General features: G+C 37.3%; 14 protein-coding genes. 6 read left to right on the top strand and 8 right to left on the bottom strand.

Translation table 11 applies throughout. The features are described 5' to 3' along the window. Nucleotides 1–142 precede the first annotated feature (142 nt). Both AX660_RS12605 and AX660_RS12600 read left to right on the top strand, forming a co-directional pair. Complete coding sequence (locus tag AX660_RS12605) at nucleotides 143–733, top strand: glycosyltransferase family protein (protein ID WP_068377459.1); 591 nt, start codon at nucleotides 143–145, stop codon at nucleotides 731–733. Between the two features lie 171 nt (nucleotides 734–904). After that, a complete protein-coding gene (locus AX660_RS12600) occupies nucleotides 905–1111 on the top strand; it encodes a hypothetical protein (RefSeq protein WP_131811798.1) in 207 nt (68 codons plus the stop codon). A 52-nt stretch (nucleotides 1112–1163) separates the two neighbouring features. Here the strand turns inward: AX660_RS12600 and AX660_RS12595 are convergent, their stop codons facing one another. Continuing rightward, a complete protein-coding gene (locus AX660_RS12595; RefSeq protein WP_068377451.1) occupies nucleotides 1164–2066 on the bottom strand; it encodes a glycosyltransferase family 2 protein in 903 nt (300 codons plus the stop codon). A gap of 409 nt (nucleotides 2067–2475) precedes the next feature. Between AX660_RS12595 and AX660_RS12590 the strand changes: the two genes are divergently transcribed. Further along, nucleotides 2476–3336: a sulfotransferase family protein gene (locus AX660_RS12590; protein ID WP_068377449.1), complete on the top strand. Its 861-nt coding sequence runs from the start codon at nucleotides 2476–2478 to the stop codon at nucleotides 3334–3336. Nucleotides 3337–3513: 177 nt separating this feature from the next. Here AX660_RS12590 and AX660_RS12585 read toward each other — a convergent pair whose 3' ends face one another. From AX660_RS12585 to AX660_RS12565, 5 genes are all read right to left on the bottom strand, one after another. Further along, complete coding sequence (locus AX660_RS12585; protein WP_068377447.1) at nucleotides 3514–4554, bottom strand: IS481 family transposase; 1041 nt, start codon at nucleotides 4552–4554, stop codon at nucleotides 3514–3516. 201 nt (nucleotides 4555–4755) lie between these two features. Further along, on the bottom strand, nucleotides 4756–5961 hold the full coding sequence (locus AX660_RS12580) for a rhamnosyltransferase WsaF family glycosyltransferase (RefSeq protein ID WP_068377446.1): 1206 nt from the start codon (nucleotides 5959–5961) through the stop codon (nucleotides 4756–4758). 117 nt (nucleotides 5962–6078) lie between these two features. Then, nucleotides 6079–9768 (bottom strand): acyltransferase family protein, encoded by a 3690-nt coding sequence (locus AX660_RS12575; RefSeq protein ID WP_068377443.1) that lies wholly within the window; start codon nucleotides 9766–9768, stop codon nucleotides 6079–6081. A 76-nt stretch (nucleotides 9769–9844) separates the two neighbouring features. Next, the gene (locus tag AX660_RS12570) at nucleotides 9845–10669 is read right to left on the bottom strand and encodes a hypothetical protein (protein ID WP_068377910.1); all 825 of its coding nucleotides are present in this window, start codon (nucleotides 10667–10669) and stop codon (nucleotides 9845–9847) included. A 109-nt stretch (nucleotides 10670–10778) separates the two neighbouring features. Beyond that, nucleotides 10779–11924: a glycosyltransferase family 4 protein gene (locus AX660_RS12565; RefSeq protein ID WP_082768894.1), complete on the bottom strand. Its 1146-nt coding sequence runs from the start codon at nucleotides 11922–11924 to the stop codon at nucleotides 10779–10781. Nucleotides 11925–12239: 315 nt separating this feature from the next. Between AX660_RS12565 and AX660_RS12560 the strand changes: the two genes are divergently transcribed. The 3 genes from AX660_RS12560 to AX660_RS12550 are packed head-to-tail and all read left to right on the top strand — an operon-like array spanning nucleotide 12240 to nucleotide 15134. Continuing rightward, complete coding sequence (locus AX660_RS12560; protein ID WP_068377440.1) at nucleotides 12240–13454, top strand: TIGR03087 family PEP-CTERM/XrtA system glycosyltransferase; 1215 nt, start codon at nucleotides 12240–12242, stop codon at nucleotides 13452–13454. Further along, entirely contained in the window at nucleotides 13451–14035 is a 585-nt protein-coding gene (locus AX660_RS12555) for an acyltransferase (RefSeq protein WP_068377437.1), read from the top strand. The genes AX660_RS12560 and AX660_RS12555 overlap by 4 nt, the downstream gene beginning before the upstream one ends. Next, on the top strand, nucleotides 14028–15134 hold the full coding sequence (locus AX660_RS12550) for a right-handed parallel beta-helix repeat-containing protein (RefSeq protein WP_106404081.1): 1107 nt from the start codon (nucleotides 14028–14030) through the stop codon (nucleotides 15132–15134). The genes AX660_RS12555 and AX660_RS12550 overlap by 8 nt, the downstream gene beginning before the upstream one ends. Here the strand turns inward: AX660_RS12550 and AX660_RS12545 are convergent. After that, nucleotides 15124–15981, bottom strand: a complete 858-nt coding sequence (locus tag AX660_RS12545; protein WP_235594738.1) for an FkbM family methyltransferase — start codon at nucleotides 15979–15981, stop codon at nucleotides 15124–15126. The two genes, AX660_RS12550 and AX660_RS12545, sit on opposite strands and share 11 nt — an antisense overlap. Before the next feature lie 29 nt (nucleotides 15982–16010). Next, nucleotides 16011–17531, bottom strand: a complete 1521-nt coding sequence (gene xrtA, locus AX660_RS23215; RefSeq protein WP_235594737.1) for an exosortase A — start codon at nucleotides 17529–17531, stop codon at nucleotides 16011–16013. Nucleotides 17532–17539 lie beyond the last annotated feature (8 nt).

Below are 17539 nucleotides of genomic sequence, written 5' to 3'. Positions count from 1 at the left end.
CAATATCAGCAAATAAGACATAAGTTTTCTATTCGATTATTTTTTCGTTCAATAAAAATCAAAATGTTAAAATCCGCTTATAATTGTTATAAATGCATCAAGGGTGAAAAATGGCGTCCTTCATAATGCAACGGAGTTTATTATGAATACAATATGGTGTTACCCAAATAAGAACGAACTAAATAGATATATCGAATCTAATGAAAGAGTGTGGAAAAAAGCAGGGTATCAGGTTGAATTTACAGATTTGTTACTCTCAGATATAGCACGACAGCTGTTTTCACCTCGAAAAAATGTGATTATTTTAAATTGGTTTGAAGATAGGGTTTCTTATTCTGCTACTCCTACCATTGAATTTGTTAAATCTTTAATAATCCTACTTACCGTAAAACTTAAATTTCGCCGTATTATTTGGGTTCGCCATAACTTTTGCCCTCATAACATTAAAAGTGAAAAATTTTTCCGCTGGATAAGTATTTTACTTAATAAATTATCCCATCGAATCGTCACTCATAGGCCTGTTAAACAATTTAAAAGTACAGTAATACCTCACCCATTATATTCAGTGAGTAAAACAAGTATATGTGTAGAAAAAGATGTTGAATACATATACTTTGGTACAATTAAAAAATACAAAGGAATTGAACAATTATTATCTGCTTGGCCCAGTAATAAAAAAATTGTAATAGCAGGCAAATGCGATGATGAAAATCTAAATAAGTCATTGATATAAATCGCTCAAGAAAAACAACTGAGTTGGGAATACATCAACAAATTTTTATCTATTGATGAGCTAGAAAAGCTAATCCAAAGAGCTAAATATATTATATTCCCGCATTGCGATGATGCAATGATTGTTAGTGGTTCTTTTTATCATGCCATATCCTTTGGTAGCAATATCATAATGAAAGAAAGTGAGTTTTCAAATTATGTTAAACAAAGCTTTAATGGCATTCAATTAATGGAATTAAATAAACTTCAATTTACGCTAAATAGCTACTCATATGTGCCGTCCGAAATAATTGCGGATACGGCTGAGCTTGTTGCAGGTGACCATGTTTTAGCAAACTCATGGCAACAGGTATTGACTTCACTATTTCCTAATTCATAGAGCTTATAACGATTGGCATTTCTTTCAGTGTTTAACAACAATATAAAAATTATCACACGTCATTTTTTCGAACGGCTTTAAATAATCTAAAGTAAATTATTATATTCTTCTTTAACTTCTGTCCGTCAAACATTAAGGTATTGTAAAATATTGTGAATAACATCTCCCTTAAAAAAAATAGGATCTTTGTAGTTTTTTTATCTCGACATCGTTTAAATCGTAAAAGCAAGTCGACATAATCTCTATTAATAACTGAACTTAAGTTTTTTGTTTTAACTTCAGCTGGACCGCCACCGACTTGATTGCGAGCATGATTAGCGAGCGCAACAGGAACGATTCCGACCTTAAGGCCTGAACCACGTACACGATCTAAAAAGTCTTGGTCTTCACAGTAATGAGTGAAAACCGGATCAAAAATACCAACCGTCAATAAACACTGTTTTGAAACTAACCATAGTGCTGCATTAACAAAACTTGTGTCATAAATATCCTTCAATTTATTACCTAAAATAACATCTGAAACATACTTTGGAGTATTGGATGAACCTAGGTATATCGTAAAGTTACCGTCTAAGATGTTATTATCATAAGCACGATGAATTGGGCTTAAAACGCCATATTCAGTATTCTGCCTGTGGGCAACAACCAATTTTTGAATGGTATCTGGCTCAACTCGGGCGTCTTGGTTTAATAAAAAAGCATAGTCATAACCTTCGTCTAAACATTTTTGCAAGCCTAAATTATTGCCTTTACCAAACCCTAAGTTTTCAGTTGACTTTATTAGCCCTACGTCTGGATAACGCTCCATTAAATATTGCTGCGTTCCATCTGTAGAATTATTGTCGATACAAATAATGTCTGGTACTGGCTTCGATGCTAGCAAACTGCCAACACAATAATCAATCCAATCTTTCCCATTATAGGTCACGACTATCGCCAGGACTTTGATTGTCATTTTCCACCCTTTTAAAAAAATTAATAAAATATTGTATACATACGGCACTAAATACTTTTCAATATTCGAGGTTCGCTATATTAACCACTGCTGATATGTCATGGTCAAGTAATGCGTATGAAATTATGCTCCCCATAATTAGCTAAATATATCATGTGTCATGAACGACTAAGATATGTATTATTTTTAGTCTAATGCATATGTGGCCAATGTAGTTAGTTTATAGGTAACTATTACTAACTAAAATCACTAATTAGATCATTTTTCATTTTAGTTTCACTTAGCTTATAATAGAATTTTCAATACATACATCTTAACACCTAGTATTAATGGTCTAAATAAATTATTGAGATGCAAAATAGATTGTCATGAAATATAAAAAGAGATTTTTGTTGGAACTTGACGTTCAATGCTTCGTTATCGACAAGAACAAAAGTGGTTTAAAAAAAATAGCGATTTAAGTTATTTAAAAAATATCAATCCGGAAAAAGCACTTTCAGATCCTATTGTACCTATTTTTATTTTTTCCGCAGGTTGGCGTTCAGGCTCTACTTTGCTACAGCGCTTGGTTCTCTCTTCAGAAGATATTTTAATGTGGGGTGAACCTTTTGATAAATCCAATATCGTTGAGAGTATGTCAGAGTCTTTAATTCATTTTTCAGACTATTGGCCACCAAAAACATCATACCTAAACGAAGAAGATGTAAATTACCTATCAGACAAATGGGTAGCAAATTTATATCCCCGTCTTGAAACATTAAAAAAGTCACATCGTAGTTTTTTCGACACCTTATTTAATTTATCTACTAAAGAAAAAAATATGCGTTGGGGAGTGAAAGAGGTTCGTTGGGGGAAGAAAGAAGCTCGATATTTAAAATGGTTATATCCCAATGCAAAATTTGTCTTTTTAGTCAGAGACCCTTATCAGTCATATAGCTCATTCAAAGCAATTAGAACATCTTGGTTTGCACGCTGGCCAATTCAAAGAGTTTATAACCCATTATCGTTTAGTCGGCACTGGAATATGTTGGTTAATGATTTTGTTGATGTTTACCAAGAAGTAGATGGTGTATTGATAAAATATGAAGATCTGGTTGGGAATAAATTATCCGTATTAGACACAATAAATACTTATTTAGGGATAGAAATCGATCCAAGTATTTTGAAAAATAAAATCGGTTCTACTCGAATTCAAAACAGTTTGAATTATGTTGAAAAACTAATGATTAAATACAACGTAGAACAAAATTATAAAAAACTTTATGTATAAACCGTCAGGCTGGAGTTGAGCAGAACACATATCTTACGCACTACCCACGGTTTTATGCTTAATCTGTTAGGCGGTTAATCGCTTGCTGCTTGAAAAAGTTCAAGCCGTCGTTGAACTGAACTGTAGTAGCTCAGACTTGATCTGACAGTTACCCATTTTTCAAATGGTGCTGTCAGTTTAGATTTGAGCTAAATTCTTTTCTGCCCAAACCGTTTTCCCATCCAGCAATGTTTCATACGGAGTTCGTCCGCAGCACACTTTCCCCTGATGAGTCCGATGATTGTTATAGGAATCCATCCAGTCGTCCAGATCTTTTTGTAATTCCTCCATCGTCGAATAGAGCTTTTTCCTAAATGTGATTTGATAAAACTCGTTTAGGATCGTCTTATGGAACCGTTCACATATCCCATTTGTTTGTGGCGACATGGCCTTCGTTTTGGTGTGGTCAATATCATTGATAGCGAGATATAACTGGTAATCATGGTGATCGACTCGACCACAATATTCTGTACCCCTATCGGTCAATATACGCAGCATAGGGAGGTCATGATGCTCGAAGTAAGGTAATACTTTGTCATTCAATATGTCCGCCGCTGTAATTGGTGTTTTGGTCGTGTAGAGTTTAGCGAACGCGATCTTGCTGTAGGTATCAACGAAGGTTTGCTGATAGATACGCCCCACACCTTTGAGATTACCCACGTAGAACGTGTCTTGAGAGCCGAGGTAGCCAGGATGATGCGTTTCTATCTCGCCACAAGCTTCGTCATCGTGTTGTTTCTTCTCCAGAGCTGCTACCTGTGCGTCGCTGAGGATAATGCCATCATTGGTCACCTTCTCCTCTAGCGCTTTGAGCCTTTTCTTAAAGTTTTCCAAATTGTGACGCAACCATACTGAGCGAACGCCACTACCTGATACAAACACACCTTTCTTACGTAATTCATTACTAGTGCGATGTTGGCCGTAGGCGGGATATTCAATTGCTGAATCAATAACAGATTGCTCGGTCACTTCATCAACTCTATTTTTTAAATTAGGTGAACGACGACTTTGGTTAATTAACGCATCAATTCCACCGTCTTCTACTAACTCTTGATAACGATAAAATGTATCTCGCGATACGCCCATTACTTTACAGGCTCTGGATACGTTACCCAGCTCTTCAGCTAAATTTATTAAGCCTGCTTTGTGTTTAATGATTGGATTGTTAGTATGCAACATGAGAGTTACCTTAGTTTGTTTTGATTTAAAGATTCGACACCTTTATCAAAACGGGTAACTCTCTCTTTTTCAAGAAGAAATGTCAGATTAAGTCGAGACTAATACAACTGAACAGCCCTAGAATTAGTTCTGTTCAGTTCAGTTCAATGCTAATAATTTAATGCTCGCTTATCCAGATCTCAAATTAATTATAGCTAACATTCATCCTATATTTTTAACTGCATACAATTCAACTATTTCCTGCGCGACTTTCTCCATTGAATGAGCCATAGGGTCATGATCAAATTTCGCATTTGCTATGCGCTCATCAAGCTGCTTACATTTTCCATAAGCTTCTTTTAGCGCCTGTTTGACACTAGAAGAATCAAGATCACAGGAAACAAAATTATTCGACAATTCAGCCAAATCCTTATTCGCATATCGATTAGTTACGGTCATGACACCACTCAAAGCCATTTCTAATGGCGGGTAACTAGGGTGTGGCGAAAGCATTAAGCTCAATCCAATATCATATTGACTTAAGGTTTTCCAATATACACTTTCGTCCATTTTACCAAGACTCTTTATGGTCCAACGTCCAAAAATAAGGTCATCGTGAGGCTGGCCTGCGGTATAAATTTCAATGTCCGGGTTCTCTTCGTGCAACCAATCGATAAGCCCTTGCATTCCTGTCTTGAACAGATTTCTAGGACGCTTAGGTCGAGCGTAAAAAAACAATTTAGGCGTAGCGTTCACTTTTGTTGGTAAAGTTAACTGTTGAGTTTGTATTTGTGGTTTAAGAACAAAATGAGTATCAAAATTGATCAAGCCTTGCTCAGCAAAATAATCTTTTAAAAACGTAGAGTTAAATACTGGTATATAACGTCCTTTTTTATAACTAGTTATTGCATCTGCATAATCATCTGACCACTGTGAAAAACCAGGTTCAAAGTCCTGAATAAAATAAATATAAGACTTATGGATAAAATCGTTATTGTCTATTAGTTGGCGAATAACAATGGTTGTATACCAAATTGTACCAATAAATATTTCACCTAAAGAAGGGGAACTTTTTTTATATTCGGCTATCGTTAAAATTTCCAAGTACGAAATTGACATATTCAATTTTTTTGCTAAATAATGACTTGTTTCTAATTTTTCTTCGTCAGATAAAAACTTGTCAAATGCCGTTATTTTTACTTTGCAGTGGTTAACTTGTAATTCTTTTAAAAACAAAAGAGCAGTATAAATTCCACCAAAAATATATTCCTTTTTTACTGTCGGCAAGAATATATTATAAATTATTTCGTTACCGTTAAAGGTATTAAAAACAGGCTTATCAGTAGGTCTAATACTACCTAGTTCATTACCACTATTATTGTCTTTAATAAAAGGCATCTTTTTGAGTATTTTTTTTATAGTTTTCAATATTCAAAACTCCATTGTAATATAAAATTTTTGTCCATAATAAAAGAACGTCTACTTTATAAACTTATAGGCTAAACGGTCTAAGAGTATATTTTTTATAGACCCATCAGATTAAACTCAATTAAGTAAAAACCGAATATGGTTGCTATATGCCATATAAGTTAATCCCTCAGACGCTTCCACTTGTACTCTACTACGTAAATAACAACTTTGGGCGTCTTTACCACTGTTGTTAATTGGTAAAAATGCCTCAGCCGTATTGGAAAATGCTGGAACTCTAATAGCTCCCAGTAATTCTGGTTCTCCACTTACACAATTAGTAACCAATTCAACATCCAAAGGTAAACCAAGGTAGTCTTTTTCTCGTTGCAACTCGACTTGAATCAAGGCGATTGTGCCTGCGTCAATACTTGCCGCTTCTCCCGGCGAAAGTCTAAGCTGTTTTTCAGATATTTCAGCAACTAATTTAAACTCTGATAAAAACTTGCCATGACTTGCCCAAAACGTGCCGTTTTTTAATGCTGTCATTAGCCCGTCGTAAGTTTTTGCTGGGGTTGACACATGCATTCTGGAGAAGCCACAAGGTGGGTAATCCATCTTTTCATTATGATAATCAGATGATGCAATGGCGCCCCACACGTCCAGTCCTTCATCTAATAACTGGTCTAAGGTTGAACCTACCTCAGCTACCGCAGGATCCCATCTATCAATAGTTTTAAAGTGCTCTCTATAACTGCCTATATCTTTAGATTTTTGATGACCAGGAGCGCCTGAGATGCCCTCAATATTTTGTCTGTTTGTATTCCAGTTTTTGATGTCAGATAAATTTTCATCTTCAGTTTGGTCTTTTCGACTGGGGTGATTATAGATAGCGATTGAATGATTAGTTTCTTCAGCATTTTTGAAAATGTTATCCAAAACAAACCTGTCGCGGCTTGATTTTGGCAATTTGTTGCTTTCTTTTAATCTTTTAAATACTTCAGGTAACAAGGTCGTTTCATATTCAGGTGTGGTGATGATATTAACGTGCTCTCTTTGTTCATAATCTGGCATACCTAATTCAACCCCATTTAGGATTAATAAGTTAGGGTATTGCTTTCGTAACTTTTCAATTTTTTCAATTTTTTCCGGACTGAACGAACGTTGACTATCGGTATGATCAGTTATTGCTAATGCGTCGCAACCACTGATAGAAGCCAATTCAGTTAACTCATCCAATGTCAGGCTACCATCAGAGTATTTTGTGTGGGTATGATGATCAAAAATGATATTTGCATTATTGCTTGCCCACGGAATGAGATTCGGTTTAGTGGTTTTCTGAGACATCACCACATAAAAAAGTCCAACAATCCCAATCATGAAAACAGCAAACACTCCCAATTTATAGATGCTGAATTGCATTTTTTTAGTATCACCAGTTTGCAACGTTGGTTTTTGAATTGGCTTATCTGACATCACAGATCTTTCCTTAGTAAATTGCTGCATTACTGGGCTTTCAAAGTATTTAAATGACAAATGTGCAAATAACAATGTCAATATCAGAGATGATAAGCCATAAAGCACCGCATGGTTTGAGACATTCAAACCAGCCAAGTCAAAGAAACTCTTGGTTGCTTTGAGTAAGGGATAATGAAATAAATAAACACCATATGAAATGATGCCCACCCACTTTAACAGGGCTAAATCTAGCAGTCGTTTTGCAAAAAATGAATTGGGTGCAGTAACTAATATCACGCCCAATAAAAGTGGAACCACCGGAAAATTATAGCGCCCGTAATTAAGCTGAAATAACTCGTCTAAAGACGTTGATAAAATAATTGCTACGCTAATAGACGCCAACCAAAAAAGTACTTCGCATAATATTGGCTTTGGTTTCTCTGAATTACGATAGGTAAGAAATAAACTTGCCGCCACCACACCGATCAAAAAGTGTGGCAAATGCGCCATGGTTGAATATTTTAATGCCGCGCCGTTAACCGACTCTAATTCAATTCCAAAAGGCCAAATAAGCGGAATTCTGATTGGCCAATCATGCCACTCACTTAGCCAGCTCATTAACAAGCTATAAAGTATGTAAATGACAGGGACAAGAAAGATGAATAGTAAGGTTCCACTTTTACGATCAAGTTTTTTAATGAAGATGAAAAATAGTGGTAAGAGTAGATAAAACTGCATTTCAACCGCTAAGGTCCAAAATGGCGGGTTAAAGCTCATTACTTGGTCGTCTTTTAAATTATGTAGAAAAAATAAATGACTCACTATATTGTTGAAATTGACTTCAGCTCCTTTAAATCCTTTTAAAGCCATCAACAAAATAAAACATACATAAAATAATGGGATAATTCGCAGAGCACGCTTTATAAAGTAATGTTTTATATTGGGTAATGTATGCTCCTTATTGGCTTGCCAAAAAGGCATTGATAATAAAAAACCACTCAAGGCAAAAAACAAGGCGACGCCAGTATTGCCGTTGACCATCCATCGTTCAAAATCAACAGGCCCTAATGTCCCGCCGATACTAGTAAATTGTTGAAAGTGCACAACAAAGACCGCCAGTGCAGCGCAGGCCCTAAGCCCATCAAGGCCACTAATATCACGCTGTTTTATACCGACATTTACATTTTCTGGCGCAAGAGTAGAGTTAAAATCACGATTATAATTAGGGTTGCTCTGAGTGTTATTTGGTGTATCAGAGTCAGATTTTATTAAAAAAACTGACAAAATATAGCCACCAAAAAAGACCAGAATAGCATCGGTAATTTCAGCAACTGAATCGGTAACAAAACGTTGAGAATATTCACCAATAAAAACGACTAAGGCGACTGTAATAGTCGAGAAGCGTAGCTTTTTAGTCACCAAAAACATTAACCAAACAGCGCTGATGTAGAAAACTGTTTTTTTACTCATGGCGATAATGTTCAATAAAATATTGCCATTGAGTGAGCCAGTAAAAGGTAGCCAATGAAAATCCGAGGGAAGGGGTTTTAACTCAAATGGATGTAGACCATTTAAGACAATGACAAAGCCGAATGCCACCAATAACAGTTGTTTATTGATTAAAGCCTTCAGACTGCCCCAGCTCACCAAAGCAATAGATGCTCCAACAATTTGAGAAATATTAATATTATTGTTAATAATTAAAAACTTAACACTCAGTACGGTTACTACCAAAAGCACAAACTTATCCGTAGTTAGCCATTTTAGTTGTGCCTGAGAAAGTAAATAAAAGGCAATAAGCCATGTCACCACCGATTCATATGTCCAATACCAATCGATGTGTGGATGAGCAATAATATTTTTCAGATTGGTTTTTAATACACCAAAGTCTAATGAAGGTGAGTACGGTGCAAGTTTTATGAATACTAAGGCCAGGCCTAGGTATAAACATATCGATAAATAGGGCGATAATGTATGACTGAAGTGAAGGTGACTTAAGCTAAAAACTTTAGCCAAAAAAATACCAAACAAACAACCGATTACATTCCAAATAGCATCTCCCCCCCACGGGATACGCTCAGGAGTCCATACTTGACCAACTTGAATCAGGAAGGCGAGAACAAACCCAAACAACAGATATTGGCTTGCATATTTAATGGTAATTTGGCTGTGAAACGCTTTACTTATGACAAACCCAAAAGGAATAAACAGAACTGTATTAGCTATAAGGTCGCTGACGGAGCTTTTCCAAAAGCTAAAATTGATTAACGTTAAGATCCTTACTTCGGATGTATCAGCAAATTGAAAATTAAATGGATAGTAAGATCCATAAATGATCGCAAATATAATGAGATAAAGTAAACTGCGCATCCAGTCTGTACTACTAAGAGTTTGTATTCATTAGGTTATATATCTCATGACCTGCATTACCTGACAAGTAATTGGCTTAACTCTTGGTTCGTTTCATTTTGGTTAAACAAACTAATGAAAAAAGCATCATTATTATTGGCAGAGGCCACTTTAACCAATAAGCAAATATTTCAAAATAATATTTCTTAGTGATGAAATGTTGCACGCCATTCCATTCCCTTGGAGCTTGTTGGTACATATTATTAAAAAATTGGTAATCACTATGAGAATAACCTGCATCCAAGTAGAGCTGAGCAATTTCAGCACTCTGAGAGGATAGTTCAGCTACAGAAAAGGGGACAACAACTCCAAAATCAGCATCTAAAATAAACTGGCGGCCATTTTCAAAGGTAGCGACGACAACCACATGCCCTGGAAAGGTCAGGATTTTATTATTGATATTCTGATCATCTAACAACTGTGAGACAACCATAGAGGCATCACCACAAAGGCCAATCCCTCGTTTTAAACTTCTATGGTAGTTTGCATAGTGATATCTCTCGTATTCAGGAATACCTGAAAATACCCCCATAAAGTATAAAAAATAATTTTCCCAGATAGGGATAAGCTGATTGAACTGTTGTGGAGGAAAATCAAACCACTCAACATGGGATATCCCTCTAGCCACAACATGGGTGACTCTTGTTGAATATTGAATATCAGTTTCGTTTTGATGTCTTATCAATTCGAGCAAAGTATCGTTAAAGTTAGCAGGTTGGTCATTGGGGAACCTCAAATATTGATTGCTAAAATCATCGACCCGAATGTCTCTGTTTAAACCATATAAATTAACCATTAGTAGAAAACATCCTACTAAAAGAATAATAAAACAAAAACTGAGTTTTAAACGCTCAAACAACATACCTTTACCCACAATATCAAACACTTAGTTAAGAAGTAAATGTCGATTATATTCCACACTAGTTAAATTCAATTAGAATCTGACATTACTGGCACTTACAATATCCTGCTTAAACGAATAACTCTTTTGCACTTTGTGCCAAGGCTTTCCAGTCGAGGCGATGGACAACATGCTCTCTACCTTTACTGCCCATTTTTTTTAAATTTTGCTCATCTGTAAATATATTCGCAACTGCACTGGCGATACTTTCAGGTTTAGTCGCGTCGATAATTAAACCCGTTTCACCTTCAACAAGCGTTTCCCGAGTACCACCAGAATCTCCTGCAATAACGGGTTTGCCACATGATTGAGCTTCAACCAGAACCATGCCAAAACCTTCAATATCTTGGCCTATAGTGCGATTAGGTAAAATAAATAAGTCGCATTGCTGATAACACTGGATCATTTGCTGATCGGTGATTTCCCGCAAAAATTGTACGTTATCCTCTACTCCAAGCTCAGAGGCTAGATTTTGCAACATGTGCAAACAGTCACCGTCGCCGACTACCGCATAGAGAATATTAGGAATTTCCTTTTTTATGGCAGGCAAAGCGCGGATCATCATGTCCTGACCTTTCCTCGCTTGCAATCTGCCAACGGTTAACACCACTTTTTTGTCCAGCCAGCCAAGATTGGTGCGGGTTTGTGCATTAGGCTCTGCCGGTACAAAGCGACTACTATCCACTCCAGGGTGCAATACCACAGCCTTAAGTCGCGCGGCTTCACCAAATTTAGCCACTAAATTTGCGCTATTCTGGCTGTTACAAATGATCTGAGTCGCGCGCTTAATAACCAGTTTACAAATAAATTGTTGTTCGCGACTACTGGCTGCCGTTTCTAAATCTTCACCGTGCACGTAACAAGAGTAGGGAATACCTGTCATTAAATTGATAAGCCAAGCCATCACACCTTCAGGCAATACGCGCCCACAATGCAAGTTAGTAATGTTTTGTTGTTTTATTAGCTTGCGAATATGCCAAAAGGTTTTTATATAAAATAAGACCCCTTTAATACTGGCAAAACCCCACTCTGTAGAGCTCAAGTTGTAACGGGATATGCTTAAATTAGCATTTGCATCAAAGGATTCAGTATCTTGCCAAAGCCCTGCTACTACCGAATATTCAGTATGGGGTAACCGTGAATAGAGTTCCCAAAACCAGCGGCCACTACCTCCTGATTTAGGCGGAAAATTTTCTGTTATTAATAAAGTTTTCAAAACATTATTATCCTTCAGAGAACCAACTTTACACAGCAAGTTTATGATTCTAACAAACTAATTTATATACAATTTATGTACGATTTATATAATCGCAGCATAACACTTGTACCATGCTGCCGATAGACTCGAAAATATTTTATATTGATAATTTAATCACACTAACAGCGAACAAAAGCCCTGAGAATTATTAAGATAAACAGCGTAAAAAAATAGTATTATAAAAACCTAACAAACTGCCAAACAATGCATAATTTGTTTAACTGTATGTACTATCTCGCTACTGCAGCCTTAAAGGATTTAACAACACACTCCATGAATATATTGATTATTTCGCAACGTTGCCCTTTTCCACCTAACAAAGGTGAAAAAATCCGGACTTTTCATCATTTAAAATATCTAAATGAACAAGGGCACAAGATTTTTTTGGCAACACCTTACGAGGATGATAGTGAGTTACCTTTTTTTACCACTCTAGCTGAGCGTTATTGCCAGCAAATTAGCTACAGTAAACTTGGTCCCAAGTTCTTACGTTTATTAAGTGGTTTGTTCAGTGGCAAAGCCCTGAGTGTTGCTAATTTTTATCACCAAGATTTACAAAAAAAAATCGATAAACAGCTTGTTGATAACAATATTGATGTCATTTATTGCAGTGCTTCAAGTGTGGCCGAATACGTATTTAATTCAAAGGTCATCAGTAAACTTGCGAAAAAGCCGCAGTTATTGATGGATTTTATGGATGTTGACTCAGATAAATGGGCGCAATATGCCAAACAAACGTCATGGCCGCTTAAGTATATATATCAACGAGAAACAAAACTCATCGCCCGTTTCGAAAAGAAAATCGCAAGCTCATTTGACCATTGTTTATTAATTACTCAGGCAGAGGTAGATTTATTTCAGCAGATCCATGGCCCAGCTTTTGACATCCATGCCGTTGAAAATGGCCTCGATACCACTAGCTTTTTCCCTCCGTCCGCCCCACGAGATATGCAATCTCCGCGCTTATTATTTGCAGGAGTCATGGATTACGCTCCCAACATTGATGCGGTAATGTGGTTTGTAGACCATGTATGGCCAAGTGTTATTAAAAAATGGCCGCAAGCAACATTTTGCATTGCGGGCATGGATCCCGTGGACAAAATCAAAAAACTAAACGGTCAAAATGGTATTGAAATAACCGGTTTTGTTGACGATATAAAACCCTACTTCGACAACGCTAATATTTTTGTTGCGCCATTCAGACTAGCTCGCGGTGTACAAAACAAGGTATTGCAAGCCTTTGCCAGCGGCTTACCGGTCATTGCCACGTCTATGGGTGCAGAAGGGGTGAAATGCAGTGATCAACAAGATATTTTACTTGCCAACTCAGCGAGCGACTACATCAATTGTTTAACCATGTTGATGGACGATCACTCTAAATATACCAATATAAGTGAAAATGCATTGGCAATAATTCAAGCTCATTATGCATGGAACAGTGTACTCGCCCCTTTAAAAAGTCTCGTCGCTGAGGAATTAAAAACGTGACCAATAAACTCAAACTATTATTACGTCTGTTTTTTTCACTCTTGGCTCTGCCCTTTTTCGTGTTGTATTGGCTACTTACCTTAGTATTTAACCGCGACAATGTGTTTGCAGGGGCCTCACAATGTCTTAGTTTGCTGCCCGGACAAATGGGTAATTATTACCGTTTAGCCTTTTACCAATTTGCCATGGACTCCTGTGGCAAAGACACTGTCATCTCCTTTGCTAGCTTATTTTCTCAACAAGGCACTGAGCTCAGTGATGGAGCCTATATTGGCCCGCAATGTAATATTGGTTTATGTAAGATTGAAGCAAACTGTTTGTTAGGTAGTGGCGTACATATTATGAGTGGTAAAGGTCAACATAATTTTTCAGACTTAAATACCGCGCTCAAAGATCAAGGTGGCGTTTTTAATAAAGTTACTATCGGCGAAGATTCTTGGATTGGTAATGGCGCATTGATTATGGCCAATATCGGTAAAAAATGTGTGGTCGCCGCAGGGGCCGTGGTGATCAATGATGTTCCCGATTTTGCTATAGTGGCCGGCAATCCCGCAAAAATAATTAAGATGCGTAATGAATAGACTGTCTTCGGGCATTAAAGGCAGTACAAAATTAGCTATAGTATGCCTTAGCTTTATCCGTATTTGTGGTTCCATTGCATATGCTCAAAATTTTCCCTTAGCTTCCCAACAAAAGATAAGTGTCAGTACTGCGGCTGAATTATTAGCCGCCATTAAACGTGCTAATAAAAGTGGGCACGTGGAAATCACCTTACAAAATGGTCGTTATGAAACAGGCCAAACATTACAAATACTAAAACCGCATATTTCACTTATATCAGCCAATAAAGATCCCAAGACCACTCAGATTATTGGTAAAGGTATGCGTAAAACCAAAGGAGTAGATAACATCATCAGGGTGGCCGCTCCCTACTTCACCTTAGATGGCATAACCCTAGAACAAAGCCCTAATCATATTATTCAGATTGCTGGTGAAGCCAATGCTGATTTTCCAATATTGCGCAATTGCATCATTAAAGATGGGTACGAACAGCTAGTAAAAGTGAGTTATAACCGCAATACAGGAATTGCCAGCGATGGTGGTTTAGTCGAAAACTGCCAATTTGTATACACGGCAGGCATTGGACCTCAATATTATATTGGTGGAATTGACGCCCATGGAGGCCAAGATTGGATTGTTCGAAACAATTATTTTAGCGGCATTGCCAGTCCAGAAAATAAAATTGCCGAACATGCGATTCATTTTTGGAACAACACACAAAACATCACAGTAACAAATAACATTATTTACAACTGTGACCGAGGTATAGGTTTTGGCATGCCTAAACGTCCTAATTTTGGTGGTCTTATTGAAAATAATTTAATTGTACATAATCACCATGGCCACCCCAATGCCGACACAGGGATCATTCTGGAAGAAAGCCAAGGAACCCAGGTGATTAATAATCGAATTTACCTTGCTCATAGCTACCCAAATAGTATCGAATATCGCTTCGCAGAGAGCACTAACATCAAAATTGAAAATAATCTAAGCAACAAAAAAATAGCCCAAAGAAATGGTGGCCAAGCGACTTTAAAAGACAACATACATAGCAGTGATATCAGCCGTATACTCACGATGCATGAGCAACAGCAATTTGGTTTCGATATTAAGCAGTAGGCTTGGAACAGCCAATGATATCAAATTGTTGCAAGGGAAACTGCGCGAAAAAGTCACGACTACGGTCGATAATTTGATTATTTAATTTAGGTACAAACCACTTAAAAGCTCTTAATTTTTCAAGTTCGACAAAAAGCTGCTCTGCTGTGATCTTAGTTTGTTTCAGTACATCAGGGTGAATTTCCAATAATACTAAAACTACTTCTGCCTGTTCGATAAGCTTAGCGGCCCCTTGTACCACCTGTAATTCTTGTCCTTCGACATCAATTTTAAGTACGACATAAGGTAGTACCTTAGAATCTGCTGTACTGGCTAACCAATGATCCAAACTATAAACTTGAGTATTGCCCGGCGTATTAATATCAATAGAACCTTCGTGGTCTATAGTCGAAGCTGACGAAGAGTGAAATGCAACCTGGCCATTAATATTAGATACTGCCGCATTTTCACATACATAGTTACTTCCGAGCTGCCCTAGATTATGCGACAACAATTCAAATGAATTCGGATTAGGTTCAAAGGCATAGATGTTATGTAGTTTGGGACAATATTGTTTAGCTAAGGCGCTGACAGTGCCTATATCCGCGCCAAGATCAAAAAAGGTGAAAGGTTTTTCCACCTGATTGATAGCATTGAAAAAAGGGATAAACTCATCCAGATAATAGTTTTGTGGTCCATATTCTAACCAAAAACACCATTCATCTACCGGCACAACAAACTCTCTGCCACCCAAGGTATGACTAATAACTTTAGTTGAGTGGTGTTTCGATAACCATTGGTACAAACGATGTTTGCCACGCAGTTCATGTTGTTGCAATTGAGCCAAGACCCAATTAATAACACGCACAAAGCGCCTTGTGTGTAAACTGTCTGGGCTCATGGGTACTGCGAATTTGAGTTCAATAAAGTATAGGTTTTCTGCACTTTTTGTTTAAATGCCTCAAGATCTTGAGTTTTACTCACCAACTCTATTTCTTCAGAAACAGCGACAACAAGACCACCTTGATGTTTACCCAACATTAAGCGATATATTTCATACAACTTTGCCAGTTTTCTATCAGTAAAAACCATGCCATCAATGACATACCAGTAAGTCAACGCCCTATAACCTCTGCCACTAACGATAATACTTAAGGGCAATTCGAGCTCTGAATTGAGCGTATATCGGCTACTCGATTCTAAGGTCCAATCTTTTTCCTGATAAAAACGGTGCAAGGAGCTAATTAACTCACCATGCCCCTTAGGATACCAAGCAATAAAAACATCAAGTGGCTGTTGTTCAAGTTCGATGGTCGCGGAGAAAGACTCAAAAGCATCATTAAACTTAGGCTGCCATTGAGAGGTTTGTTGATTAATCATCAAACCTTGCAAAGCTGAGGTTTTCAAAGCCGGTGGATTTTCCATTGGGTTCTGTTGCGCATAAATATGCTGCAACCAACCAAATACCACGGCATAAAAGACAACAAAACCCAAAGCCACATTCACTGTGCCCTTTTGCGTCGATGAGCCAAATGACGAAGTAGGAACAGTGGTTTTATTTTGCGTTACTGGGGCTTGTTTTTCACGTACCAATTCACCAATCGCCAGCAGTAAAATAATCACAAAAGCAAAAAAGAACCAACCATAAATAAGATGATCAGCACCTACAGCGTGTTCCATATTACTTAAATGGGCGATAACGATAATACCAAAAACCCTTACCGCATTAGCAATGATAGGTACTACGATAGAAAGTGTGACAAAAGCGATACGACGTTTGGTTGAATATATGTTGAGATAGGAATACAACGCACCAATCACTACTGATGCAATAAAAAAACTGATACCTGAGCAAGCTTCTGCCACCAAAAAACGACCTTGGGGGATCTCAATATACAGGCCACTTCTAAATACAGGTATTGTGGTCCAATTCAACATCATTACTGAAAGATCGGCGGCAATCCTTTGTAAGGTGGGTACAAACTCTTCACCAAAAGGGATGCAGAACAGCATAAAAAACAATGGAAACAATATTCTTTTAGCTATGGTACTTCCAACACAAGTCCAAATAGCAAAAGGCAAAAAAGTGAAGGCTGCAATGTGCATAAACAATTGCACATCACCAGCTATGCCAATGAGATAAAGTAAGGCGCTGCCTGCACAGAATAATAATCCCCACCATGCAGGTTTGACTAAACCAAAAGACAATTCTGATCTTTTTAAATAGATAAGATAAAACGCGCCGGGTAATACAAATAAGCAGTGATTGAATATGTCGGAAATAAGCCAGATATCAATAGCAGTAATAATGCCCTGCCAAAACACCGCTATCCATGCGATAAACACCAAGGCCAAAAGATAAACCACTTGCTGTGGCTGAGATTTTAAATTGAACTGAAAATCCGTTTTATGTTGCACTTCAGACT

It is taken from the genome of Paraglaciecola hydrolytica (assembly GCF_001565895.1).
Classification (GTDB): domain Bacteria; phylum Pseudomonadota; class Gammaproteobacteria; order Enterobacterales; family Alteromonadaceae; genus Paraglaciecola; species Paraglaciecola hydrolytica.
The sequence above is the reverse complement of the archived record's forward strand: the minus strand, read 5'-3'. Positions and strand labels throughout refer to the sequence as shown.

Bases quoted from the DNA above. Each gene is read 5' to 3' on its own strand.
- AX660_RS12605 (WP_068377459.1), top strand. From the start codon at position 143: ATGAATACAATATGGTGTTACCCAAATAAGAACGAACTAAATAGATAT.
- AX660_RS12600 (WP_131811798.1), top strand. From the start codon at position 905: ATGAAAGAAAGTGAGTTTTCAAATTATGTTAAACAAAGCTTTAATGGC.
- AX660_RS12560 (WP_068377440.1), top strand. From the start codon at position 12,240: ATGAATATATTGATTATTTCGCAACGTTGCCCTTTTCCACCTAACAAA.
- AX660_RS12595 (WP_068377451.1), bottom strand. From the start codon at position 2,066: ATGACAATCAAAGTCCTGGCGATAGTCGTGACCTATAATGGGAAAGAT.
- AX660_RS12585 (WP_068377447.1), bottom strand. From the start codon at position 4,554: ATGTTGCATACTAACAATCCAATCATTAAACACAAAGCAGGCTTAATA.
- AX660_RS12550 (WP_106404081.1), top strand. From the start codon at position 14,028: ATGAATAGACTGTCTTCGGGCATTAAAGGCAGTACAAAATTAGCTATA.
- AX660_RS12575 (WP_068377443.1), bottom strand. From the start codon at position 9,768: ATGCGCAGTTTACTTTATCTCATTATATTTGCGATCATTTATGGATCT.
- AX660_RS12570 (WP_068377910.1), bottom strand. From the start codon at position 10,669: ATGTTGTTTGAGCGTTTAAAACTCAGTTTTTGTTTTATTATTCTTTTA.
- AX660_RS12590 (WP_068377449.1), top strand. From the start codon at position 2,476: ATGCTTCGTTATCGACAAGAACAAAAGTGGTTTAAAAAAAATAGCGAT.